The 26,392-nt window shown below is 33.3% G+C and carries 24 protein-coding genes and 1 tRNA gene; 8 read left to right on the top strand and 17 right to left on the bottom strand.

From position 1 onward, the window contains the following. Positions 1-48 precede the first annotated feature (48 nt). The 8 genes from ftsZ to BM239_RS00095 all read left to right on the top strand — a co-directional run bounded on the left by ftsZ (position 49) and on the right by BM239_RS00095 (position 9,409). Positions 49-2,016 carry a cell division protein FtsZ gene (ftsZ, locus tag BM239_RS00130; protein WP_092205635.1) on the top strand — a complete coding sequence of 656 codons (1,968 nt, stop codon included), beginning with the start codon at positions 49-51 and terminating at the stop codon, positions 2,014-2,016. Positions 2,017-2,153: 137 nt separating this feature from the next. Next, on the top strand, positions 2,154-2,603 hold the full coding sequence (locus tag BM239_RS00125; RefSeq protein WP_092205634.1) for a GatB/YqeY domain-containing protein: 450 nt from the start codon (positions 2,154-2,156) through the stop codon (positions 2,601-2,603). A 10-nt stretch (positions 2,604-2,613) separates the two neighbouring features. Continuing rightward, positions 2,614-2,687: transfer RNA gene (locus BM239_RS00120), tRNA-Arg, on the top strand. Positions 2,688-2,967: 280 nt separating this feature from the next. Next, positions 2,968-4,092 (top strand): PepSY-associated TM helix domain-containing protein, encoded by a 1,125-nt coding sequence (locus tag BM239_RS00115; protein ID WP_092205633.1) that lies wholly within the window; start codon positions 2,968-2,970, stop codon positions 4,090-4,092. Between the two features lie 118 nt (positions 4,093-4,210). Beyond that, positions 4,211-6,631, top strand: coding sequence for a TonB-dependent receptor (locus tag BM239_RS00110; protein ID WP_143094861.1), 2,421 nt, complete (start codon positions 4,211-4,213; stop codon positions 6,629-6,631). Positions 6,632-6,648: 17 nt separating this feature from the next. Then, a complete protein-coding gene (locus tag BM239_RS00105) occupies positions 6,649-7,896 on the top strand; it encodes a DUF4374 domain-containing protein (protein WP_092205631.1) in 1,248 nt (415 codons plus the stop codon). A gap of 170 nt (positions 7,897-8,066) precedes the next feature. Next, entirely contained in the window at positions 8,067-8,909 is an 843-nt protein-coding gene (locus BM239_RS00100; protein ID WP_092205630.1) for a zinc-dependent peptidase, read from the top strand. An 80-nt stretch (positions 8,910-8,989) separates the two neighbouring features. Beyond that, positions 8,990-9,409 (top strand): CBS domain-containing protein, encoded by a 420-nt coding sequence (locus BM239_RS00095; protein ID WP_092205629.1) that lies wholly within the window; start codon positions 8,990-8,992, stop codon positions 9,407-9,409. Positions 9,410-9,577: 168 nt separating this feature from the next. Here the strand turns inward: BM239_RS00095 and rpe are convergent, their stop codons facing one another. The 17 genes from rpe to BM239_RS00005 all read right to left on the bottom strand — a co-directional run bounded on the left by rpe (position 9,578) and on the right by BM239_RS00005 (position 26,065). Continuing rightward, positions 9,578-10,240 (bottom strand): ribulose-phosphate 3-epimerase, encoded by a 663-nt coding sequence (gene rpe, locus BM239_RS00090; protein WP_092205628.1) that lies wholly within the window; start codon positions 10,238-10,240, stop codon positions 9,578-9,580. Positions 10,241-10,538: 298 nt separating this feature from the next. After that, positions 10,539-11,402, bottom strand: a complete 864-nt coding sequence (locus BM239_RS00085; protein ID WP_092205627.1) for a sigma-70 family RNA polymerase sigma factor — start codon at positions 11,400-11,402, stop codon at positions 10,539-10,541. Positions 11,403-11,758: 356 nt separating this feature from the next. Next, positions 11,759-12,214: a hypothetical protein gene (locus BM239_RS00080; protein WP_092205626.1), complete on the bottom strand. Its 456-nt coding sequence runs from the start codon at positions 12,212-12,214 to the stop codon at positions 11,759-11,761. A 248-nt stretch (positions 12,215-12,462) separates the two neighbouring features. Next, positions 12,463-13,662 carry a glutamate-5-semialdehyde dehydrogenase gene (locus BM239_RS00075; protein ID WP_092205625.1) on the bottom strand — a complete coding sequence of 400 codons (1,200 nt, stop codon included), beginning with the start codon at positions 13,660-13,662 and terminating at the stop codon, positions 12,463-12,465. 11 nt (positions 13,663-13,673) lie between these two features. Continuing rightward, complete coding sequence (gene proB / locus BM239_RS00070) at positions 13,674-14,450, bottom strand: glutamate 5-kinase (RefSeq protein WP_092205624.1); 777 nt, start codon at positions 14,448-14,450, stop codon at positions 13,674-13,676. Between the two features lie 4 nt (positions 14,451-14,454). Beyond that, positions 14,455-15,261, bottom strand: coding sequence for a pyrroline-5-carboxylate reductase (proC, locus tag BM239_RS00065; protein WP_092205623.1), 807 nt, complete (start codon positions 15,259-15,261; stop codon positions 14,455-14,457). A gap of 307 nt (positions 15,262-15,568) precedes the next feature. Continuing rightward, positions 15,569-17,005, bottom strand: a complete 1,437-nt coding sequence (locus BM239_RS00055) for a glycosyltransferase family 2 protein (RefSeq protein ID WP_394333908.1) — start codon at positions 17,003-17,005, stop codon at positions 15,569-15,571. Positions 17,006-17,321: 316 nt separating this feature from the next. Next, a complete protein-coding gene (locus tag BM239_RS15345; protein ID WP_177208953.1) occupies positions 17,322-17,513 on the bottom strand; it encodes a hypothetical protein in 192 nt (63 codons plus the stop codon). A gap of 5 nt (positions 17,514-17,518) precedes the next feature. Then, positions 17,519-18,610 carry a DUF6920 family protein gene (locus BM239_RS00045; protein WP_092205620.1) on the bottom strand — a complete coding sequence of 364 codons (1,092 nt, stop codon included), beginning with the start codon at positions 18,608-18,610 and terminating at the stop codon, positions 17,519-17,521. Between the two features lie 154 nt (positions 18,611-18,764). Further along, complete coding sequence (locus BM239_RS00040) at positions 18,765-19,565, bottom strand: hypothetical protein (RefSeq protein ID WP_092205619.1); 801 nt, start codon at positions 19,563-19,565, stop codon at positions 18,765-18,767. Between the two features lie 40 nt (positions 19,566-19,605). Further along, complete coding sequence (locus BM239_RS15270) at positions 19,606-20,454, bottom strand: IS3 family transposase (protein WP_262484324.1); 849 nt, start codon at positions 20,452-20,454, stop codon at positions 19,606-19,608. A gap of 2 nt (positions 20,455-20,456) precedes the next feature. Next, positions 20,457-20,828 carry a transposase gene (locus BM239_RS00030; protein ID WP_092205617.1) on the bottom strand — a complete coding sequence of 124 codons (372 nt, stop codon included), beginning with the start codon at positions 20,826-20,828 and terminating at the stop codon, positions 20,457-20,459. Between the two features lie 292 nt (positions 20,829-21,120). After that, positions 21,121-22,506: a Sau3AI family type II restriction endonuclease gene (locus BM239_RS00025; protein ID WP_092205616.1), complete on the bottom strand. Its 1,386-nt coding sequence runs from the start codon at positions 22,504-22,506 to the stop codon at positions 21,121-21,123. Then, entirely contained in the window at positions 22,499-23,746 is a 1,248-nt protein-coding gene (locus BM239_RS00020; RefSeq protein ID WP_092205615.1) for a DNA cytosine methyltransferase, read from the bottom strand. The genes BM239_RS00025 and BM239_RS00020 overlap by 8 nt, the downstream gene beginning before the upstream one ends. Next, the gene (locus BM239_RS00015; RefSeq protein WP_092205614.1) at positions 23,736-24,044 is read right to left on the bottom strand and encodes a helix-turn-helix domain-containing protein; all 309 of its coding nucleotides are present in this window, start codon (positions 24,042-24,044) and stop codon (positions 23,736-23,738) included. Before BM239_RS00015 ends, BM239_RS00020 begins: the two co-directional genes overlap by 11 nt. A gap of 327 nt (positions 24,045-24,371) precedes the next feature. Continuing rightward, positions 24,372-25,166 carry a cation efflux transmembrane domain-containing protein gene (locus BM239_RS00010; RefSeq protein WP_092205613.1) on the bottom strand — a complete coding sequence of 265 codons (795 nt, stop codon included), beginning with the start codon at positions 25,164-25,166 and terminating at the stop codon, positions 24,372-24,374. A 164-nt stretch (positions 25,167-25,330) separates the two neighbouring features. Then, entirely contained in the window at positions 25,331-26,065 is a 735-nt protein-coding gene (locus BM239_RS00005) for a hypothetical protein (RefSeq protein WP_092205612.1), read from the bottom strand. Between the last annotated feature and the right edge of the window lie 327 nt (positions 26,066-26,392).

The raw sequence follows: 26,392 nt of genomic DNA, 5'->3' as shown, positions 1-26,392 counted from the left end.
AAAGCATAACAAATAAGATAATAATTAAGTACATATAAAACGAAATTCATGAGCAGCAACAAAGAATTCGAAACAAACATTTCTTTTGATTTACCTAAAAATCAGTCAAATGTTATTAAAGTAATAGGTGTCGGAGGCGGCGGAAGTAATGCCATTAATCACATGTTTCAACAAGGGATTAAAGGTGTAGACTTTGTAATTTGTAATACCGATGCACAAGCCCTTCAAAATAGTGGAGTTCCAAACAAAATCCAGTTAGGTTTAAATTTAACTGAAGGTTTAGGAGCAGGTGCAAATCCAGATATTGGTGAAAAATCTGCTGTTGAAAGTTTTGAGGACCTTCAGCGTATGCTGGATACCAATACCAAAATGATATTTATTACAGCTGGAATGGGTGGTGGAACTGGAACAGGAGCCGCACCAATAATAGCTAAAATGGCTAAAGACCTTGATATTTTAACTGTTGGAATAGTTACCATGCCATTCCAGTTTGAAGGTAAAATGAGAAATGAACAAGCCCAAATAGGTATTGAAAAATTACGAGGTGTTGTGGACTCGTTAGTGGTTATCAATAACAATAAACTGCGCGAAGTTTATGGGAATTTAGGCTTTAAAGCTGGTTTCTCTAAAGCAGACGAAGTTTTATCAACAGCTGCTAGAGGTATTGCAGAGGTTATTACGCACCATTACACACAAAACATTGATTTACGTGATGCTAAAACCGTATTGAGCAGTAGTGGTACTGCTATTATGGGATCTTCTAAATCAGCAGGTCAAGATCGTGCAAAAGAAGCTATTAGGAAAGCTTTGGATTCTCCGCTATTAAACGATAACAAAATTACAGGTGCTAAAAATGTATTGCTGCTAATAGTATCTGGAACACAGGAAATTACTATTGATGAAATAGGTGAGATTAACGATCATATACAAGATGAAGCCGGACATGGCGCCAATATTATTATGGGTGTCGGTGAAGATGAAACGCTTGGAGAATCTATTGCTGTTACCATTATTGCAACGGGTTTCGATATCGAACAGCAAGATGAAATATCTAATACGGAGATAAAAAAAGTGATTCATGCTTTGGAAGACGAACAGTCTATGGAGCAAGATTTAACGCGTAAGGAACGTGAGCCAGCTATTATCATGCCGAGCATAGATTTTGAAGAGAAAACAGAACCAAAAGTTGTTAAACACACTTTGGACTTGGAAGACCTTGAGGATTTAAAATCGCCTGAACCAAATACAGATGAAGGAACCGGATTGATAAAAACAACAGAATCTATCCGTAATATGGATGTGATTGATGAGGAAGTTTTAACAGAAGTGAATTCAGATGAATTTGTAATAACCAATGCACCTTCAGCTACCAATGTAAATTCGGAAACTATATTTGAAGAACCAGAAGACGAGCAGCAAATAACACTAACTTTTGATATGCCATTTAGTAATTCAGATATAGAAAATAAAGCTGATGATATGGTTGTTCATGAATTGGAAGAAAATATTAAGAAGATAGATGTTACGGATCATGTAGAAATAATTCCAGTAACAGAATCTAATAAAAATGGAGAAGTTCGTTATGCTTTAGATGATTATATTGAAGCTGAATCTCGAATGAATGCCAAAACGCAAATAGAGGTCAAGCCCAAAAAAGAGCTTGAAATTGAAGATTCTGAAGTGGTTTTTGAAAAGAAAACCTTACAAGCTGAACAACCAACTAAAGAAGCTGTAAAAGGTGAAGAAATTGATCCTATTCATACACCAATTTCAGAAATGCTTAAAGAACGTGCTGCTGAACGTAGACTTAAAATGAAAGATTTTAATTATAAGTTTAACAACGCAAAAATAGATGATATTGAACGTGTGCCAGCTTATAAACGTCAAGGCGTAAATTTAGAAGAATCTAGACATTCATCAGATTCTAATATTTCTAATACCAGTATTAGTTTAGATGATAATGACGATATGCAAATACGAAATAACAATTCGTTTTTACATGATAACGTAGATTAAGTTTAGTGTTTGAACTTCATGAAGACCCGAAATTACAAGTTTTGTAATTTCGGGTTTTTTTTTGAAATTTTTATCATTCCTACCACTGTCAAAATCTATTTTTCTTGTTATCTTCGCTTCGTAATTAATTTTCTATTATGAGCTTACAACAGGATATTATGACGGCTATGAAAACGGCCATGAAAGCAAAAGACCAAACAGCATTAACGGCTTTACGTGCGGTTAAATCTGCTATTCTTTTAGCACAAACTGAATCAGGAGCTCAAACAGAATTAACAAAAGAGGAGGAATTAAAATTATTGCAAAAACTGGTCAAACAGCGTAAGGATAGTGCTGCTATTTACTTGGAGCAAGGCCGAAAAGATTTGGCTTTACCTGAGATTGATGAGGCTGAAGTAATTGGTCAGTTTTTACCTGAAGCTTTATCTGATGAAGAAATTGAAGCTGTGGTTATAGCAACCATAGATAGCATTGGGGCAGAAGGAATGAAGGATATGGGTAAAGTTATGGGTCTTGTTAGTCAAGAGTTAGCAGGTCAAGCAGACGGTAAAACTATTTCTACTATTGTTAAGGCTAAATTGTCTTAAAATTTATAATGGCTGCGTAGTTCAACTGGATAGAATATCAGATTTCGGCTCTGAGGGTTGGGGGTTCGAATCCCTTCGCGGTCACTATTATAAAACCACACTTTAAATCAAGTTTACTTGAAATTATGAGTGTGGTTTTTTGTTTTCAAAAGTATAGTATTAGGGGTTCTAGATTACTTTTAAAAGAATATTTGCAAGGTAGCCTTGAATGATGTAGTTCGGTTTCTTAATTGAAATGAGGATTTTAACGAGACTAAATACAAAGACTTTTTTAAAGTAATAAAATTATCTTATTGATAGTTATTTAAAATCAGTTTAAATAATATCTTTGCAACCTAAAATTTTAGTAGGAAACTCCTTTTATATGTCAATTTTAAAAAGCTTTAAGAAAAAACAGAAAAATAAATGGAAACGTTATGCAGGAATACTTCATTTATGGCTTGGTTTATGTTCTGGTTTAATTGTTTTTGTCATTGCTATAACGGGATGTATTTTTGTTTTTCATGATGAAATTAAGGATGTAGTTTATGATTGGAGGTTTGTGCCAGAACAGAATCGGCCATTTGTAAAACCATCAATAATTATCAATAATCTTCAAGATATATACCCAGGAATAACAGCAGATATGGTTGTTTATAATACACCAAATAGACCAGCTACTGTTCATATTTTTCTTAATGAAATTCCTCATGATGTTTACTTTAATCCCTATTCAGGAGATTTAATCCATATTCAAAATCTCAACAAAGATTTTTTCATGATTGTTGAAACGCTTCATAGGTTTTTATTATTGCCAGAAGAAATTGGTAAACAAGTAACAGGAATAGCCACAATCATTTTTCTTTTTATGCTGATTTCAGGAATTGTTCTTTGGTGGCCAAAAAAATGGAAGAAGGTTAGTCATAATCTCACCGTAAAGTGGTCTGCTAGATGGCGACGAAAAAATTATGACTGGCATCGGGCTTCCGGTTTCTACATGATTCTTCCTGCCATGTTTTTGGCAATTACAGGTTTAGCTTTTTCCTATGAATGGGTTAATAATAGCTTTTATACTTTAGGAAACCTAAATAGTCATGTAGAAGCCTTTAATGAACCTAAAGCATTTCCTGACGTTTTTGAGTCTGAACCTGAAGCCATTGATATGGCATTTTTTACCACAATAGCCAAGCTGCCAAATAGTGAGATGTATTTTGTATGGGATCAAGGTCAAGGTTTACCTATTATAACAGGTGCTTACCCCAAAGCACTTGCTTTTGATCATCAATCAAATTTTTATTTTCATCCGCAAACGGGTCATTTGTTAACGACTCAATTCTATAATGCTAAAAGTGGTGGTGTTCAATTACAAGAAATGACCTATGGCTTACATACGGGTCAGTATTTAGGTGTTTTCGGAAAGATTATGGCGTTTATTGGAAGTTTATTTATAGCATCTTTACCTGTTACAGGCTTTATCATTTGGTACGGAAGACGAAAGAAAAATTCTTAAAATATTTTAGCAATAATTGTTTTTTTTAGGAACGATAACTGCTATATTTGCACCTTATTTAAAATTAGTCTTAATAAGTATAAGTAATTATCAGACTCTTAAACATCACTTCAAAAGCTTGAAATCTACTTTTATAAAATATAGCATTCTTCAATTATTTCTTTTGGTAGCGTTAACCTCATTTGGACAGAATGAGGAATCCATATTACGTGGTAAAATTGTAGACGAAAATGGTATGGCTATTCATGGTGCGACTGTCTTTATTTCGGAACTAAATAAAGGTACGGTTACAGATATATCAGGTTTTTATAAATTAACTGGCCGTTTTGATAAGAATTACACAGTTAGCTATTCTTTTTTAGGTTATGAAACTGAAATTAGAGAAGTAAATTTCTCCGTCGAAAAAAACCAAACCATTCCTATCACTCTAAAAGAATCTACTACATCATTGTCATCAGTAAGTATCATTGCTAAAAGTAAAGTTAGAAAAGCTCGTGAGCAAGCCTATGCAGTTAATGTTATAAAAGCAGAAGAACTTTACAATACTGGTGCAGACATGAATCAGGTTTTAAATAATACTTCAGGAGTTCGAGTTCGTGAAAATGGCGGTTTAGGTTCGGATTTTTCATTTTCATTAAATGGATTTTCTGGCAATCAAGTTAAATTCTTCTTGGATGGTATTCCTATTGATAATTTTGGGTCATCACTTACGTTAAATAATTTTCCGGTTAGTTTAGCTGAAACGGTTGAAGTTTACAAAGGAGTTCTTCCTATTACTTTAGGTTCTGATGCTCTTGGTGGAGCCGTAAATATTGTGACACGCTCTGCACCAAACTATCTTGATGTATCCTATGGATATGGTTCTTTTAATACCCACAAAGCCAATGTGAATTTTGCATATACAGCTCCTGAAAGCGGTTTTACCACGCGTATCACAGCATTCTATAATTATTCTGATAATAACTATAAAGTAGATGTGCAACCCATAGATTTAATAACCAATCAGCGGTTGCCTGAACAAGAAGTAGAGCGTTTTCATGATACCTATCAATCAGCAACAATACATGCTGAAGTAGGTCTTGTTAATAAGCCTTATGCTGATAAGCTACTCATTGGGTTAATTGCCTCTGGTAATGATAAAGATATACAAACAGGCGTCACGATGGATCAGGTTTTTGGAGCAAGGACAGCACAGTCTTCGGTCGTTATTCCAACTGTTAAGTATTACAAAACAGATTTATTTAAAAAAGGTTTAGACTTTAAATTATATGCTGCCTATAATATGGCTAAAAATAAATTTATAGACACCACACGCGTTCGATACAATTGGCTTCAGGAAACCGTTCCTACAACTAGTGCTGAATTTAGAAGAACGCAATTGGAGAATAAGGATAAAGAAGGCTTATTAACATCCAATTTGTCTTATGCCATTAACAAAGCACATAGTGTGTCATTAAATTACCAATTAACAGATTTTGATAGAACATCATCTGATGTTGAAAACCCAGATAACGTTACATTTCAATTTCCACAACATCTTACCAAACAAACACTAGGATTGGCTTATCAAATAGGTTATTCCCGTTTTAATGGTACTATATTTTCAAAATATTATATACTAAATGCTCAATCGTTTAGCAATACAAGCGTAGGAGGTTCAGATCCAATTCGTAAGGAAACTAATTTAGATAATTTTGGGTATGGAGCCGCTGCAACTTATTTTGTGTTACCTAAATTACAAGCTAAAGCATCACTGGAACAAACATATCGCCTGCCTGAATCTGTAGAGCTTTTAGGAGATGGTCTGTTTACAAGACGAAATCCAGATTTAAAACCCGAGCGTAGTCTAAATTTCAACTTTGGTGGAAAATATGAGTTTGCTATAAAATCTGATCATGTAGTTAGCATTGAAGCCAATTACTTGTGGCGTAAATCTGAAGATTTTATTCGTTTAGATCAGGCGCAATCACAGCCCGTAGATCGTCAATATGTAAATATTGGAAATGTAGATACCAATGGTTTTGAAGCCGATTTGCGCTATCAATGGTCTAATAAATTAAGAGCTGGAGCAAATATTACGTACCAACGTATAATTGATAAACAAGAGTTTTTAACCAGTACAAACTTATCTGGAACCATTACCACACCCAATCTAAATTACAATTATAAAGTGCCAAATATTCCATACCTGTTTGGGAATTTTAATGCAGATTATACGGTTTTTTCAAATTCTTATACTACTGATATTGGTGAAACTGAACGAGTAAAAAACAGAATTAATATTGGCTATTCCTTAAATTATGTACATGAGTATTTTTTTACTCCTAATCAGTTAGGTGCCAATAATCAAGATAATATTCCAACACAATTATCTCATAATGCATTGGCAACCTATGAAATAGACAACGGAAAATTTAATATTTCATTTGAAGTTAGAAATATTACTAATGAAGACCTTTTTGATAATTATCTCCTACAAAATCCAGGACGATCCTATTTTATAAACTTAAGATATTTTTTAGATAAACCTTTATTTTAATTTAAATTTCAAACAATATGACCATAGTTAAAAGCGCTTATAGCTTCTTATTTATTTTTTTATTAGCCACTGTAGTTGGCTGTAGTTCAGATGATGACTTGCCAATTAATACGAGTGTTGGTGATACGGTGTTTACATTAGGCCTAGGTGTTACCACGTCTACCGAAACAACAAATTTTGTTTTGGGAACTGACAATTTAATGTCTGGTACTTTAACACTTCAAGGTCAGGGAACCTTGCAAGATGGTTACCGAGATTATGCCTTTGGAGGCAATACGTTTTATAGTATTGGTGGTTTAGGTGTTACAGATGTCAATGCCATTACAGCAACAGCAAGTAATACATTAAATTTTCAATCAGGATTAACATTTCCTTTCCAATTAGACGGTTTTATTGAGGTAAACAGTACAACCATGCTTGGTATCTCCTTACCACAAAGTGCAGCAACAAGTGAAAATATTACCTTTTATACGGTTGATATACCATCAAACACTATTACAAATACCAATACAATTCCTGTTCGGGATGTTTATAATGATACAGATGATTGGATTTTTACAACAGGTATGACTGTGCGTGGTAATAAATTATTTCATACGTTTTATCCTGTAAGTAGTGCCACTTTTGTAACGGCAAATACCGATACGCAATATGTAGCAATTTATAATTATCCTGAATTAACATTGGATACTGTTATCACAGATTCTCGTTTCGGTCCAGCTGGAGCATTTAATACTAGAAGTGGTATTTTTAGTACCGAATCTGGTGATATTTACACTGTTTCTAATAGTAATTTTGGATTTACGCAAGCTACCAAACCAGCAGGTATTCTTAAAATTGCTTCAGGAACTGAAACATTTGATGCTAATTACACGTTTAATACTGAAACAGCAGCTAACGGAGGAAAAATTATTCATGCTATTTATGTAGGAGATAATAAACTTTTTGCAGCAGTTTCCACTAAAGTTTTAGAAGGACCAAACGGCACAAATGGTTTTGGCAATGTGTACACAGATTCAAATTTGCACCTGGCAATTGTTGATTTAGAAGCGGAAACAATTACGCGGGTTGCAGGTGCACCAGAGTATACTGGTAATGGAGGGCGTAGTTTTGCTGCATTTCAAGATGGAGATGTTGTATATTCGTCAATTACAGATGCTAATGGTACTTTAAATATTTATCAAACCAATATTAATACAGCAACGGCAATCAAAGGCGCTGAAATTGAAGCTACTTTTGTTGGTGGAATTGCACGATTAGATTAGTTTTTAAAATTCTTTAAAAAAAACCGCGTTGTCTTTAGGATATACGCGGTTTTTTTATTTTTAAAAAGCGGCTCATTTTTATATGAGCTGATTTAAAGATTTAATATATGAATGATATTATTTGTATATTGAATTACCTAAATTTTAACCCTACAAACCCGTAGTCACTTATGTTCAAGCCAGACGAAATCCCACTGTTCTATGTCATAATGGCTATTTTCTTAACGGTTGTACTGTCATCATTTGTGATTTATGCGCTTATAAATATGATTGATACGGGTTATGTTTTAATTAAGCGAAAACCATTATACCGCTATTTAATACCTCCTTATAAAAAGTTGTCTTCTAGCCAACAACAACTATTGGAATCTCAATTTAGATTCTATCAGCGTTTATCAAAAAGGGAGAAACGTGTTTTTCATCACCGATTGGTTTGCTTTATAAAATCAAAACAATTTGTAGGTCGTGATAACCTAGGCATAACAGACGAAATGATTGTCATGACATCTGCAACGGCCATTATGCTTACGTTTGGTTTCCGTGATTATAGCTTGAAAATGATTAAGCGAATAATAATTTATCCTTCTGCCTTTTATTCAGAAACCAATGAAACACATCATAAAGGAGAATATAATCCAAGACTGCAAGCACTCGTGTTATCTTGGGAACATTTTGTTGAAGGTTATTCTGTTTCAAATGATAATTTAAACCTCGGAATCCATGAGTTTGCACATGCTATTCATTTTAATAGTTTGAGGAATCGTGATGTGAGTTCAACTATTTTCGCCGATACCTTTAAAGAGTTATCAGCATTTTTATCTGAAGAAACCCAATTGAGGCAAAAATTATTAGCTTCAGGATATCTTCGTGATTATGCCTACACAAATGCGTTTGAATTTGTAGCAGTTGTAATAGAAACCTTTATTGAAACTCCAGCGGAATTCCGTAGTCAATTTCCTAAAGTATATGCCAAAACTAAACAAATGCTGAATTTCCATTTTGAAGGCTATTAAATTTTTTTAAGCTGATTTTTATCATACTTTTTGTCAAGATGCTTCCGTAATTTTAGTAAACAATTTAAAACGAAGAATCCATGAAAAAGCGCACACCAATTTCAGAAATTATGACTAAAACAGTCATCACCTTAAATCATACAGATGAGTTAGAAACGGCTGAAAGACTCTTTAAAACAAAAAAAATACGTCATATTCCCGTAGTAAGTGGTGATGAAATTAAAGGTATGTTAAGTTATACCGATTTATTGCGAATCAGTTTTGCAGATGCGGTAGACGAAGATGATGATTCAGTAGATACTGTAGTTTATAATATGTTTACTATAGAGCAGGTTATGGCAAAGAATTTAGTCAGTGTTCCATCAACCACAACCATAAAAGAAGTGGCTGAAATTTTAGCAACTAAAGAGTTTCATGCCTTACCTGTTGTAGATGCTAATAAATTAGTTGGTATTGTTACTACAACCGACTTAATCAACTATTTAATAGAACAGTTCTAACCTAACTAACTATTAAAAACGAAGAGGTTGTTTGAAAAGTAAATCGTATCTTAAAGGTCATATTGAACCCAGTCAAAATGTTTTTATTATAGAACATTAAAACTTCAATTGCGTTCAATTAGATGTTATGCATTCACTTTTCAAACAGCCTCTTTTATAATGTGTTTACTATACGTTTGCAAGTGCTTTTAGTTCCTTAATTGTTTCCGTTGGATTGTCACTTTTAAATACATGACTTCCGGCAACGAATGCGTCAGCGCCAGCTGCAACCAATTGCTTAATATTTTTGTCTGTCACACCACCATCTATTTCAATACGCGTATTTAAACCTTGCTCGTCTATCATTTTACGTAATTTTTTAATCCTATTGTAGGTAATATCTTCAAACTTCTGACCTCCAAAACCTGGATTTATAGACATTAACAATACCATATAACATTTTGGCAATATGTCTTCCAGTACATTTATTGGTGTTGTTAAATTTAAAACCACACCAGCCTTACAGCCAGCATCTTCAATTTGGGTTAATGTTCTATGTAAATGTACGGTAGACTCATAATGTACTGTAATAATATCTGCACCAACTTTAGCAAATTCTTCTATGTAGCGTTCTGGTTTTTCAATCATTAAGTGTACATCCAAAGGTTTGGTTGCGTGTTTTTTTATGACCTCAATAATGGGAAAACCGTAAGAAATGTTTGGTACAAAATGGCCGTCCATAACGTCTATATGAAACCAATCGGCATCACTATTATTAACCATTTCAGTATCACGCTGTAGGTTACCGAAATCGGCAGCAAGCATGGAAGGTGCTATTAATTTTGAATTCATTGTGTGTTGTTTTGTTGTTTTGGTAAAGGTAATAAAGTCTTTTAAAAGTCTTTCCTTTTCAAATAGTATTTAGGGATAGACTCAAAATTTTTCCTTTTGGGAAATGGAAATATGGTATAAAAAAATGAACCCAGAGTAATCAGCTCTGGGTTCTTTCATCAATCAAAAAACGAACAGTTATGTTGTAACTGTTTGTTGCTGTAAAATTCCAATATGTAAAAATCCAAAACCCAATTTCTCGGTTTACATCTGTCTAAAACTAGTTAGGGATTCTGTTTCACATATTGGAATTTGAAACTTATCCTAGATAAGTTTTCAATATTTTACTTCTAGAGGTATGTTTTAATCTACGAATAGCTTTTTCTTTAATTTGTCTAACACGCTCGCGTGTTAAGTCGAAGGTTTCACCAATTTCTTCTAAAGTCATTGGATGTTGGTTTCCTAAACCAAAGTATAAACGAATTACGTCCGCTTCACGAGGTGTTAAGGTTTCCAAAGCACGTTCAATTTCTGTACGTAAGGATTCGTGTAATAAATCGCGGTCTGGATTTGGCGATTCACCAGAATTTAATACATCATATAAGTTACTGTCTTCACCTTCAACTAAAGGTGCATCCATACTTACGTGACGTCCTGAATTTTTCATAGACTCCTTAACATCGTTAATCGTCATGTCTAATTCTTTGGCAATTTCCTCGGCACTTGGTGGACGCTCATGTGCTTGTTCTAAGAAAGCAAAGGTTTTATTAATCTTGTTAATAGATCCAATTTTGTTTAACGGTAAACGCACAATACGTGATTGTTCCGCTAAAGCTTGTAAGATAGATTGACGAATCCACCAAACAGCATACGAAATAAATTTAAAACCACGCGTTTCATCAAAACGTTGCGCCGCTTTAATAAGGCCTAAATTCCCTTCATTAATTAAATCTGGTAAGGTTAAACCTTGGTTTTGGTATTGCTTCGCTACCGAAACAACGAAACGTAAATTAGCTTTGGTTAACTTTTCTAAAGCCACCTGATCACCCGCTTTTATGCGCTGTGCTAATTCTACTTCCTCGTCTGCGGTAATTAAGTCAACTTTTCCTATTTCTTGAAGATATTTGTCTAACGAAGCAGTTTCTCTATTGGTAACCTGCTTGGTAATTTTAAGTTGTCTCATGTACGTTCTTTCTCTAATTAAATTGTGCGAACAACGTGTTCTATATAGTTATACGTAAGCAAAGCAGTTTTTGTTACAAAAAAGTGCTATTATTTTTTTTGGCGTTCCTTTTTACGCTAAAAAATGCCGTTTCCAACATTAAATTAGGGATTTGGCGTAAAAAGTCAGGCTGTCCATTATATCTCTTTTTACGTTTAGACGTAAAAAAAGGATGCCATTGCCATCCTTAACGCATGAGCCCGGAACCTCGGAAAGTTCTTTTCATTTGAAAAGAAAAATAGGAATATTATGTATTCTAAAAATTAATGGGTTAAGTGTTTTTAATTTGGTTTATACGGATGTTGTGCATAGTGTTTTTATTCGGTTAATGTCATATCAATTATTCCAGGGATTTGAACTTTTATACTATCTAAATCAAATTCCGCTAGAAGTTCAAAGGATTTGTCGTTTTCATTTTTAGGGATAAAATTAAATTCAAATCGAGATTCTTTATAATTTTCATATAGCAATTCTCTAACTTCTTCATTTCCGTTTTTGGTTATTCGGTAAACATTATATTCAGGGAATTTTTGAATGGTAGGAAGCAAGAAAATGAATTTATTCGGTTGGTTTGGAACCAGATTAGTATTGTCAGGTATTCCGATTAATTCAGATGAGATAACTTTTAGATAATCATATCGATTTAGAGAATCAGTCAGTTCAGTATTCAGGTCTTCTAATTCAGTTATTTGGTTATTTAATTCCGCAATTTTTTGGTTTTGACAGGATGTTCCTAAAATCAAAATAATTACAATTAAAGTTATGTTTTTCATAGGTTGGTCAAATTGCGTACAACTCGTTATATAGTAACCTTTATTACTTATATCCCGTAAATATGTCAGGATATAGTAAGTTTTGAGTTACCGTTATCCTGTAAAGATAATTTTTTTACGGCTGCAACCAAAGGTTTCTTGTTTCCTTGCCTTTTGAGGTTACAAGGATATAAACCCTTAAATCTAGCATAACAAAAACGGCATCAGTTTTAAAACCAATGCCGTTTGTAACATGTTTAAATTATTGTTTAAACGCGTACATGGCCATCGCCAAATACATAATATTTATTAGTTACCAATTGTTTTAAACCTAATGGTCCGCGGTGATGCAGTTTGTCCGTGCTTATGGCTAATTCGGCGCCAACACCCATTTGTCCTCCATCGGTAAATCGAGTAGAAGCATTGTGGTAAACCGCAGCGCTGTCTATTTCTTGCATGAAAGAGGCTGCTTCGTTTTTGTTTTCTGTCATTATGGTGGATGAATGTCCTCCAGAGTATTTATTAATGGTTTCTATAGCTTCATCTAATCCATCCACTTCGGCTACTAATAATTTCATGGCTAGGAATTCTTCGTACCAGGTATCTTCGTTTGGTATTTGGGTTTCCTTGGTTAGAATTTGTCCAATTTTTTTATCCACAACTAAGGATACACCAACATGCTCTAATGTTTTTTGGAGTTCTCTTACTTTCGCTTCGTAATTAGAAATATTTTTATCAATTAATACTTTATCTAATGCATTGCATCCTGAAATTTTATCAGTTTTTGCATTTATAATCACTTTTACGGCTTTTTCCCAATCCGCATCTTTAGAAACATATAAAAAGTTGTTGCCACGTCCTGAAATTAAAACGGCACAGGTAGCGTGGTCTTTTACAAACTTAATTAAGCGTTCACCACCACGAGGTACAATTAAATCTATTTTCTCCGTTGGATTTCTTAAAAATTCCTGTGTTTCTTCACGCTTTAAATGTAATAGTTTAATCCAATCTTTAGGTAAACCATTTTCTTCTAACGCTTCATGCCAGCATTTTTCTAAAATCAGATTACTATTAATGGCTTCTTTTCCGCCTTTTAGTAAAATTTTATTGTTGGCTTTAAACGCTAAAACAGCTGCTTCAATGGTAACATCTGGTCTGGATTCATAAATAATCATAATCGTTCCAAATGGCGCTGTTTTATTGGTAATTTGTAACCCTGTATCCAAAGTCATATCTGAAATAGTAGCACCAACAGGGTCGTCTTGTTCGCGTACTTCTTTAATAGCCTGAATCATGCCATCCACTTTAGCGTTGTTAACCACTAGTCGGTCGTATAAGGCTTGATCGTCTTTATTAAAGGCTTCTAAATCTTGTTTATTAGCTTTAATGATGTTATCCCGTTCTCTATCAATAATGGTAATCATTGAATTTAAAACGTTATTTTTTGTATCTGTATGTAATAATTCCATCTGTGTTGTTTTTAATGAATAAATTTGGTTCCTACTTCTTTGTTGTCAAGGATGTCAACAATTACATTTTCTCGTTTGCCATTGGCAATGTATGTTGGGATGTCCTTTTTAGCGGTGCCTTTAGCAATTCGTAATTTGGATGCCATACCACCACGACCTTCGCCTTCTTTTTTACCAGATGCTTTTACGTATTGTTCCACATTCTGATCTACCGTTACTTCTTTTATTTTTTTTGAATCTTCATCATCAGGATGGCCTGTGTATAATCCGTCTGTATCTGATAATATTATTAGTCTGTCGGCATCAATTAATTCGGCTACTAAACTCGCTAATTCATCATTATCAGAAAACATGGACATGGTAACGGAAACGGCATCATCTTCATTTGCAATAGGTATGATACCTTCAGAAAGGAGACCTTCGTAGCAATTAATCATATTATCACGATGTTTACCAGGATCGAAATCGCGTTTTGTTGCTAAAACTTGAGCGCAACGCATGCCATAATCATGAAAAATACTATAGTAATGACGCATCATTCGTGGTTGGCCTACTGCCGAATAGACTTGACGTCTTACCGATTTGTCTGTGATATCCGTATCTCCTAAAACTTCTTTTCCTGCCATGGCTGATCCTGAAGAAACCAACACCACCATTACATTTCGTTCATATAAAACAGCTATTTGGCGAACTAACTCTCTTAATACAGGTCCTAATATGCGGTTGTCTTTATTGGTTAATACGTTTGTTCCTACTTTTACTACTACACGTTTTATATCGTCGTCCATTATTTTATTTTTCTTTTCCTAATTCTATTGCTCTATCAAAAGCGGCATAAGCGGCATCTTGAATGAGCTGTTTTACATTATTATCGTCCATAGAGTCAATGGCGGCTTGTGTGGTTCCACCCTTACTTGCTACACGGCTTATCCATGTTTCAGGTGAAATATCAGATTGATTAAATAGTTCTATAGCACCTTCAAAGGTATTACTAACTAATACTTTTGAATCGTAAGCGGAGAAGCCCATTTTTAGAGCTGCATCCAGCATAGATTGCATAAAATAGAACACATAAGCAGGGCCACTTCCAGAAATACCTGTTGAGGCATCAATAAAATTCTCGGTATCTACATGAATAGAGGTCCCTGTGGTATCTAATAAATTGCGAACCATGATGAGCTCTACTTTAGAAACTTCAGCAGATTCAGTATAGGAGGTAACCCCTTTGCCAACTTTAGCAGGTAAATTAGGCATGGCTCGCACAACTTTTGTAGCACCTAATTGCGTTTTAATAGTATCTATTGTAACTCCTGCCATTAAGGATACAAATAATTGTTGGTCGTTTATTTGGGATGCCATACTTTTAAATAAACTATCAATATGGTATGGTTTAACAGCCAAAAAAACAATGTCTGCTTTAGGTAAACAATCGTCTAGATTATCGTAAACATCAAAATGTGGTTCTTTACTTAATGTGGTAATTTTTTTAGGATCTGTATCATATATCTTCAGATTATGTTTTCCTAAAAGCGGAGACTTTGCCATACCTTCGGAATATGTTAATCCCATGTTTCCTGCTCCTATTACTAGTACTTTCATTTTTTTGTAAGGTGTTGATTATCACTATTTATTTCCCTATAATGTACAAGGACTATACGGAACAACCCAAAATAAAAGTTAATTTCAAAAAATCCCATAAACCAAACTATAGCGGGTGTTGTTTGAGAAATTATCAAAAATATGCAGTATTTATTGCGAAATATGCAATGTTTGTTTTGTCAATAACTGACAAAAAGGTGACAGGCTGTCGGGAATTCCTAAAGTGTAAAACCTAAATTAATAAGATTATACAAAAAGAAAAGCCCTACAATTTCTTGTAAGGCTCGCTTTTAAAGCAGTTCTACTGTTATTTTTTTTCAGCTAATCCACGTGTTAGCCAACCACGTCTACTTGCGGTAGCAATAGCATATGGTGCTATCCAAAATAATCCAAACGTATACAGAATACTATAGGTGTATGCCCAAAAAGATTCTTTTATTTCATAACGGTGTGCATAAAATAGTACAGAAAATGTTGAGGTTACCAAAATACTTAATAGCGTAGATCCTAAAAATAGTAATGGGTGCATGAGTACAAAAAATAACATGAAAAGGACAAATGGATACGTCATAATAATTCGAGAGAACTGACTAATAAACAATAGACGTGTTCCAAATTTGCTTTCATTTTTAAAATTGGTAAAAACGTATTTAGACATGGCTAAATTCTCACGCACATTGCTGCGTCCCCATCTAATAAACATTTTATATAATCCTGGATATTCTTCAGGAACATTAGTGTAGGCAACTGCATTACGCTGAAATAATACATGTTTCCCTTGTTTTAGAATCATGTTTGTCATGGCACGATCTTCGCCAATGTCTGATGGCTGCCCCATAAAGGTTTGGTTTATCCATTCTGGCAAACAATTAAAAACAGCGGTACTTTTGTAAGCAGCTAAGGCTCCAGGTGTACATAACACCGAATTTAATTGACTTTCTGCTGAACGTACAAATTCAAAACTCATTACAAAACTAACATCCAGCATTTTAGGAAGCATGGCTTTCTTGTTATTTAAAACACGAATGTTGCCTGCCACAGCGCCGCAGTTTTCATCGGTAATGAAAGGGCTTACTAAATTGCGTAAAGTGTTCCTATTAACAACGGAATCGCTATCAACAGTTATAAACACTTCGCCTGTTCCTAAATTGAATCCACGATATAATGCATGCCGTTTTCCTTTATTTTCTGGTTGCTGAAGAATTTCTAATCGGTTCCCAAGTCGTTTTTTAGCATCTACCATCCAGCTCCAAGTATCGTCTAAACTGCCATCATCTATAGCTAATAATTGCATTTTTTTTGTTGGATAATCACTTTTTGATAAGCTCATTAATGTATCCCAAACTTGTTTTCCTTCATTGTAGGCAGGAACGATAATGGTAATTGTTGGCAAGTCTGCATCCGAAACAGATTCAATAGCTTTATATTTGAAATATTTGAAAGCCATAAACAGGACATAAAATATTTTAAATAAAAATAAGACTCCTGCCGTAATCATAAATGTTAATCCAATTACCGAACTTCTACGATCTGCATTAAAATGTTCAAAATCATTGTGGAAAACTGTAAATAGATAAACACCCATAGCTATAAAAACCAGAGTGCTAAATATGGTAATTTTATTGTAAGCGTTTTGGGTTTTACCGTCACCACTTAACATATAACTGATATTTTTTTTTAATTTTTGAATATGTGATTTATTTTTTGGTTGTACCGTTTCTAGTTGCGTATTTTTTGGAGCCATATATTGTTAACTGTTTTTAATTAATGGGTTGTATAGTATGTACGGAACGCGATATATTTTAGATGCTTTTTAATCTTTTTTTAAGAAAAATGGCTGTTTTTAATGACTTTTACTGTCATTCTAAAGTATTAACAGTGCAAAAAAAAATGTCTTATAGGCTATAACAAGCTGGACAGTAGGCGCTTATTAGTGTGATGGTTTCTTACAATTGGTTGTTTTGTTATTACGGTTGTTTTATCAGGCAATTCAGTTTATTTGTCCTAACGTTCTATTCTATAATCCAGTATTTGAGTGTTGCAGTTTCCTTTGCTGGTATTTAAACTTTGTAAGGCATGAATAAGGTCCTAAAACGCGCTACAGGTGGGATTGATTTTTTTGCTGAAAAATGATATACCATTTTGGATGCTTTGGACTGAAACTCTCCAACAAAAAAGCTAGCTTTGGAAAAACCATAAGGTTTGCCAAGTGTTGATTGTCTATACCATGACTTAAATTCAATGTTAGTCACAGGCATTATTTCACGTTGTATTCAATATTTGTTATGATTAATTTTAACCAAGTCCAATTACCATTCTCCAATTGCCATTCGGCTTCCAATTCCACGGGTATTATTATGCCATTCCGTTCTTCGGTTTTAATTGCTGTTACAGTCCATTTAGTAGGCTCTGCATCATTTACATCTTTATAACGCATGGCTACGAATTTTTTAAAATGGCCGTTTTCGTCAAAGTGGAACACGCCTGAACCTTTAGTTCTATTATATTCCATTGTTGCTTTAGCTGAATGTTTATCAATACTTTCCCAAGTAATATAAGGACTAATAGCAGCCGAAGGAAACCAGACTATTTCGGCCAAATATCTTTGCAATGTTGCTTGGTTAACCTTTTCATTATTTTGTGCATTTACAATTGAAAAAAGAGATAACATTTTTATTGTCATTTCTCCCTGGCCATTTTCAAATTTGTCCCTACCAACCATATCTAAAAAAGGGTTCATTTTTAGGTTTACGGACCAATTAAATGCGGGTGGTTTGGTGGTAAAGTATTGTTTGGCTTTTGCATTTTTCCAATCTTTCTGCTCTGGAGTCATCAACATCTGTAAATCTTGTTCTAAATAAACATTATGTATGACTTCTTTTCCAATTGCTCTGCTATTTAGCAACCATTTGTTTACAACTGTTGGCAAGTCAGAAACCATTGGCTCCAACAAAACTTTTTTATTGGTAGTATCAGCACTTTCAAGCATTTTGGTAGTTTCATCTTTAATTTTATTATTAAAACTAAAAGTTGAATAGGCAATAAGTGTCGAAATGAGAATTATCAAATTTAAAATGGTTCCAAATTTTGCATCACTCCAATTGTTTAGGATTAAATACTGCGAAATAATAACACCTGTAAATCCGGTTATCCACCAATAATCTGACCGTACAATTAGTAAAATTGTGGAAGATGTAAATAAAATAAAGGTCAATAACCATATTAATCCGAGTGGTTTAGAAATTGGTAGGGAAATGGAATTGAATTCTGATAGACCAAATGCTTTTAGGAATCCGAGCAAATGTATAATTCCATGAATTCCAATTACTAATGTTAAAGCTATTCTCATTGTTTCTTTGCTTGTGGCTAAAATTGTATAAAATAGTTAGGTGTTTTAAGCACTTAATTTTGCAAACTTGCTTGCAGGCAGGCAAGGTATAAATTCTAGGTGATTTTTATTAAGTAAGTAGGTAATTGAAAGCACACTGTTATGAGTGGTGTTACTAACAGTTATTTATACTTGTTTTCAAAAAATCTTTTCCATCTCTTAAAATTGGGCCATTAATTATTTTAAAAAGATTTAAATCAATTTTGATTCCGTTAAATAAGGTGTAATCTAATTTTATAAATCCATATTTTTCAGAGAAGTAAGCTTTTAATTTGGATTTGCCTATAATTGAATTTGCTACCGCATTAACTATGATGCAATCTAGTATCCCAAATTCTGAATCAACTTGTTCCTTTCCAACAATTTCATAATCATAATTTAATATCAACCGACCCTCCCATAAGCCCCATTTTTTATTTGACCAGTGATTTCCAATACTCATGCTGTCACTCCATTTATATCCAATGGGTTTGTCTAATTTTATATAAGGGAATGGGCAAGTTTCTAATGATTTAAAGAATCCACTTCTTGGTGGATGAATCCAGATGTTTTCATTATTTTCTACAAGTCCAGTTGAGAATGTTGATGTTGGATTAGGTTCATAGCTATAGTAGACTTCTGTTTGCTTTTTGTTTGTCCTTTGAAACATTTTTGGTTTAATAACGGTCAAATGAATTTCAGAGATTTTAAGAGAATCAATTTCATAGGAAAGTTTAAAATTGTCTGAATTATTTTCTTGTAGAAAAAAGATAGAATCGTTTTCGGTAATCTTAATGTTAAAAACAAATTCTTTCCCTAAAGTGTAGATGCTATTATTTTTGTCAATCTTACTTTTTTCAATACACAATCCATCATACTGCTGTCCCAAAACTAAATTTGAAATTAATAATATTATAATTAAGAATCTGTTTTTCATAATGTCTAGTCCTGAAATATGGCTACAGGTTAAAATTGAATTAAGCTGATAATTTATATACCATATTAGGTGTTTTATAGTCTAAAGATAAATGTAATCTTACTTCGTTGTATAAATTAATTGCATTTTTTGCAGCTCTTTTGGCATGTGCCACGTTATCAAAGGTCTGATCGGGATAAAACTCATCTTTTAGGATGCCGTTTACACGTTCAGCCATGGCATTCTCGTAACAATGATTTTCTTCAGTCATACTAATATCTATCTTTTTTCTTTTGAGTATTTGTGTGTATACATTGCTACAATACTGTATTCCTCTGTCTGAATGATGAATAAGTTGTTTAATGCTTTTAGCTTGATAAATTGCCTTATTAAGCGCTCTCACACATCCTTTTAATTCCAAGCTATCACTAATATCATAACCAACTATTTTCCTGGAGTGCATGTCTGTTATTAAAGCCAGATAACAAAAGCCTTTTAGGGTTCTAATATAAGTTATGTCACTAACCCAAACTTGGTTAACTCTATTGATTTCTACGTCTTTTATGATGTTGTTATATTTATAAAAACGATGATAAGAGTTCGTAGTTCTAGCACTGGTTTTCTTTCTAAGTGTCAGCATTTGGTGTTTTCTAAGCACATTGAAAAGAGTGTCTCTACCGATTTTAATATTGGCTTTAGTAAAATCTACATTTAAAGATTTAATAAGTTTACGAACACCTTCTCTAGGAAGGGATTTGCGTCTTTTTCTAACGATGTTTAGAATCTGTTGTTCTAGTCTTAAACGGTTATCAGCTCTAGCTTTGTATTTATAATATGCATTACGTTTAAGCCCAAAACAATGGGTTATAGTAGTTAAAGAAGCAGATCCCGTAGATGTCTCTTTAGCTATAATCAGCGCTCTGTTCTTAACTTTTTTTTTAATTCTGTGACAGATTTATAGCCAAGGTCTTGTGCTGCTACTTCTAAATATGAATCTAGTACCATAGCATCTAAATCCTTTTTTAGCAAGAGTTTTTTAAGCTGTTCAATCTCTTTTTGAAGTGCTTTAATTCTTGATATTTCGTCTTTTGTTTCCACTTTTACTCTGGTGTTCATTAAGTCTTTACGATTGTACTCTTTAATCCACACATTCACTGTTGTAGGTGCAATAGAGTAGAGCTTACAAAGTTCGCTCTTTGTGTGTTTTCCGATGGTAAGCTCGGCTAAAATTTTTAATTTAAAAGGTTCACTGTAACGTCTAATTACTTTGTCATTTCTATACATAATGTTTAAAATTATGTAGCCTTATTTCAGGACGGGTCAGTATTAATGGCAACGGTCTAGTATAAGAATAGTAGCGGATTTACACGCAATAACTTTTCGATTAAACACAGACCTTTTTTATATTTATTTACTTTCGTTTTAGCGATTAAACCGCTATTATTTTTATACATTGTTGTGTTTTCGTACTTTTTTCCGAAAACTTGCTAGCGTTGGCAAAGACATACTCTTTTGCAATTTTTGGCTGTGCAGTAGCTGTAGCGAATTGCAAATGTGTATGGCTTTTAGCGTTGGCTTATTTCAGATATATTTCGTCTTTCACATAACTTGCGTTTAACCAAAAACAATGCTTTGTATATTCAGTCAATCCTGTTAATTTATCTGCGACAGGTAATTCATAAGTATCTGCTGCATTTCTTGCGTGTGGTCTAACGTGACTTATCCTGTTTTCAGTTTTCTTTGGAAAATAAGTTTTTCTTACACCTTTTTCAGTTACTTCTTTTACGATTTCTCCACTTGCAACTGTCTTTACCATTTCTTGCCAAACATTTTTGGCTTCAGCAATATCAGAGTAGGGCATATTCCAAAATTTCACTTTTCTTAATATCAAATTTTCTCCCTCAAATTGATAAAACACAAAGAAAAATTTGCTTTCCAAAATGTTCTTAAAATCTGAATCTTCCCAATCTGTTTCTAAAAGTTCTTGATATTCAAATGTTGGAAACGAAATGTCTTCTTTTGGTAAATCATTTTCTTTAAGTCGGATAGTTTTTACTTGAATATCGGCTTTTTCAAATTCCTCAATTTTTTGACCGAGTTGAAGTCCAAGAATTGCATTTGTAAGATTTGCAAAATAGCTTTTGGCATTTTGATTTAATTCTAAACCCAATTCTTTCTCTATTTGTTCTGCTGATTTGCCATAAAATGGATGAAATTTTAAAATTACTATTTCCTCAATAGATCGTACTTTGTCTAAAATTTCAGGTCGTTCAATTATTTTTCCATAAACAGCAGTTTCTTCTTGAGCAATGTTTGCAATTATGTGATTTACATATCCTTGTTTTAAAGAATATGCTCTTTGTTTTGCTTGTTCTTTATTAAATGGTTGATCTCTGAACGATTTTAGAGCAGTTGAACCTTTTGTACAAGCTCCAAGATAGAATGTGTCTCCTTCTGATAATTCGTGAGCTTTTCCATCTTTAATTTTTTGATTTATTAATTCCCAATCTTGTTTAATGATTTTTAAATCTTCATTGGGATATTGCCAACCGTCAACTAATTTTATTAAGTAATCAAGTAAATCTAAATCTCTATCGTGAAGATAAAATACCAAAAGTAAATGTGCATTTTTCTTGCAAAACGAACTTGTTTCAAATTCTTCTTTATGAACTTCTAAATAGTTGATTATGTTTAAGACGAGCCTTTCTTTTGAACGATATTCTCCGTTTTTGAGAGTCTTTAAAGGGCTTGTTTTTAATTCAAGACCTGCTTCCAAAAAATCAGGTTCTGCATCAGAATTTGGTTCGTAGCCAAAATAGAATTTCTCTAATATTTGACCAAAATTTCCTTTTCCTTTGTAACCGTGTTTTTCTATTTCTGAACCGCAGGCTTGTCTTAAAGTTTGGTTTTTAAGTTGTTTTGCAAATTCAATAATTGAATCAGCTGAAGTTATATCAAGCATATTCAAATTGGTTTATCTGTTTGTAAAGTTCTTCTCCAATTTTTTCAATTACGCCAACAACTAAAGCGTTTCCCATAAAGAACGCTCGCTTTGTGTCTGTAATTCCTTCCAATTTGGTATGATTATCTGGAAACATATTTAGTCTTTCTAACTCAATTGGTGTCAATCTTCTTAAACCTCTATCAGAAACAATTACGTGTTTAAATCTTGAAGGTGATTTTCCACCTTCTCCTGTTATAATAGTTCTTGAAGCATTGTCTAAAGCATCTGGGTAAATCATTCCACCTTCTGAATATTTGTAAACAAAACCATCTGGTGATTTTCTTTCAATTGTTTTTGCACCTTTCAAATATTCCCATTTGTCTTTATCTTTTTCGTCAATGAAAAATTCAGATGTAACTTCTCCATTTTGTAAAACATCTGCTAAAACAGTTTTCTTTCCATCATAATTTGGTTCTGTTTTAGTTGTGTACACTTTACCTTTTACGAGCAAACCTGTATTTTGAAAAGGCGATAGTTTTCCGTTTTTATTGAAATTATTGGTTATTTCTACCAAATCTCCTTTTAGTTCTACTTTTTGTAATGAATTCGTTTTTGCTACTGGAAAAGCACTTGCAATCGTTCCTTCTTCTGTGAGCCAATCAATTTTATTTGACTTTTGAAGTCTTTTGTAAACGTCTGTTGATTTATGATAGCCAATAAAGAAAACTCTACGTCTTCTTTGTGGCATTCCATATTCAGCTGCATTTATAACTCGCCATTCTACTGCGTATCCCAAGTCGTTTAAACTTTGTAACATAACTGCAAAATCACGACCTCTTTGTTTTGCTGGCGATTTTAAAAGTCGATCAACGTTTTCTAAAAACAGATATTTTGGTTTGTTCTTTTTGTTCTCTAAAATTTTATGAATTGACCACCAAAGAACACCTTTTTTACCTTTTAAGCCTTTTGAATTATGTAATGTAGTTGCAACAGAATAATCTTGACAAGGAAAACCACCAACCAATAAATCGTGATCTGGAATTTCCTCAACATTTCTCGTTACTACTTCATTTATATCTTCATTGGAATGGTTTTCTTTTCCAAATCGAGCTTCGTAAACCATTGATGCGTGTTGCATTTTGGTTGACGGTTCCCATTGGTTACTCCAAACAACTTCGTAATTGCTTTTTTCAAGTCCAAGACGAAATCCTCCAACTCCTGCAAATAATTCTGCAACTTTCATTTTCTTATTTTCCATTTTCTTGAGCTTTATAATAGTTAATTTTTTCTTCTGCTACTTTTAATATTTCGGAAGTCGATTCCGTGTATTTTAGTTCGTCAGCAATTTTTTCCGAATACCAATTTATGATAAGTTCATTTTCGGGAAGTCCGTAAAACTTTGCAAGTCTTACGATTTGTTCCATTGTCGGTTTTCTTTCGTTTTTCTCAAATTTGCTAATGAGAGATTGGTCAATATCTACTTCAGCCGCAACTTTTCGCAGTATCAATTCTTTTTCCTCTCTGGCACATTTTAAAGTGTCGCCTAATGTTTTCATTGGTCAAAATTGTTTTAGACAAATATTGTCCAAATTTATAAAAACATTTTGGATTTCCAACTTTTAATTCGGATTATTTCGAGCGTTGGGAAATTTTAGCTCTTTTGGTTTTTAGAGCGTTGGAAATTAGCGTTGGCAAAAACCAAAAGTGCTAAAATATGCGGCTGGTAGTATGAAACACAACGTGTTCGTGTTATGGCTAGTTGCGTTGGCGAGAACTAAGTTAGCAAAAAAGAAACTAACCATTAGGAAAATCCGCAGGATTTTCCGAGTACACACAGAACAAGCAATTAGTTATACACGTTGTTGTAAGTAGTGCTTTTTCGCTTACTTGCTCAATTTCAGTATTCGGAATGCACCTTGAATTACCAACGCAAAAACGATTGTTCCAATAATCAAATCAGGTTTACTCGAACTCAACCAATTTACTAAAATTCCAGCAATTATTACTCCTAAATTGAAAATCACGTCATTCGAAGTGAGAATCATACTTGCTTTCATATGTGCCTCGTCTTTACTCTTTGACTTTTGCAAAATGTAGAGACAAATTCCGTTAGCTATAAGTGCAAAAATCGAGACGATAATCATTGTTGAAAAGTCGGGAAGTTTCTCGTCTCCGAAAAATCTCCTTAAAACTTCTACAAATCCAATAATCGCAAGTGTTATTTGAAAATATCCAGCAAGTTTGGCAATCCGTTTTTTCTTTATTAATGTTCCACCAACCGCAAGCAAACTAATTCCGTAAACAAAACTGTCTGCAAGCATATCCAAACTATCAGCAACAAGTCCCATAGATTTTGAGATAATTCCTGTTGTCATTTCAATTATGAAAAAAGCAAAATTGATTGCAAGTACAGACCAAAGTAGCTTTTTCTGATTTTCATTTTCTTTAAATTCCGTTTGGTCGGTTTGTTCCGTTGAGATTTTCTTTCCGCCTAAATTCAGTTCTATAACTGACTTTTCGATTTGGTCAATTTCTCCGCTGTGAAAAACGGTCAATTTTCGATTCGGAATGTCAAAGTCCAAATTGGCAATACTTGAAATTCCGTCCAATTTCATTCGGATTAGATTTTCCTCTGAAGGACAATCCATTTTGGTAATTTCAAATATCGTTTTGTTCATTCAAATTCGTGGGTTTTCGGCATTACTTACAACGGTTTTGTGTATGATTTGTGGCGTGTTTCAGCAACTAATTTAGCAAATAAAAACCTAATAGAAAATCCGCGAGGATTTTCGTAAGTAGGCGAGAACTAGCCATTAATTATACACGTTGTTGGCATTAGTTTTTATTCTTTTTGTCCAAACCAATTTAAATTATTTTCATAATCGGTTTGTTTATTTTTATAAGTTCTGAAAATCCGTTCAATTGAAGTTCTTTTAAGTTGGTCTTTAATTGAGTCCATTTGAGATTTAGTTATGCTTTTGTCAGCAATTAAGTTAAATCTTAAGAATGGTTTTAATTCTTCTCGTGAGTTTTCTTTAAAATCGGTTACTTCTTTTTTCAAGTTTTTTAAGTCAGATGAAAAGTCGGTTTTTACAATTAAACTGTTATCCGAAAACCCTGCATAAATATTAAAAGTCAAATTGTCAGGGAAACCTATTTGAGTTAATTCATTTTCTTTTGTCGGTAAATCAATTACAATACCGACATTTTTTTGGAAAAAGTCATAAGTGTTTTTAGCTTTAATTAGTTTAGGGAGTTGTATTATAGTGTCACCTAAAATTTTAAGTTTAAGAATTCCGTTTGATTTATCTAATTCATAAGAATAAGTCAATTGCTTTTTATTAGTGAATCCGTTTATGTCTGTTAGTTGAATTTTGTCTTTACTAACTTCCCATTCTGCGAAACTTTTCCCAAGTTTATCAAAACTAATAAGCGAGTCATTATAAAATTGGAATTCTATAAAACCATAGTTGTCATCACTATTTGAATACCAATTTCCAATTAGTTTTTCTTTCTGTTTTGTAGAAGAACAACTAAATATGAAAATTAATAAAATGTATGTTAAAATGTTCTTCATTTAAAATTAATGCCAACGTCCGGCGGCTATGGAAAGTAGCGCACTAAAGGACACTTATGTTTCGGTTTAAAGTTTCAGATTAAAAGTAGTAAAAAAAATGGTAAAGCAAGATAAAAGCTATTTTTTATAGCCGAGGTTATACTGCGTATATACCTGCCCAATACCATTCGGGACAGGCCTTTGTAAAAGTGGTTTTTTTCCACGTATCCATTGCGTCTTGCTTATTACTCATTGCGTCCAGATTGGTCAAAAAACCACTTTTGCAACCTTCGGTTAATCAGATGTTTTAGCAAATAATCACTAGCCATATGTAAAGTTGCCTAAATA

Origin of the sequence: Algorimicrobium echini, assembly GCF_900115185.1 — a bacterium.
In the GTDB taxonomy this organism is placed as follows: domain Bacteria; phylum Bacteroidota; class Bacteroidia; order Flavobacteriales; family Flavobacteriaceae; genus Algorimicrobium; species Algorimicrobium echini.
Note: the sequence above shows the minus strand (reverse complement) of the source record. Positions and strands in the feature narration are given on the sequence as shown.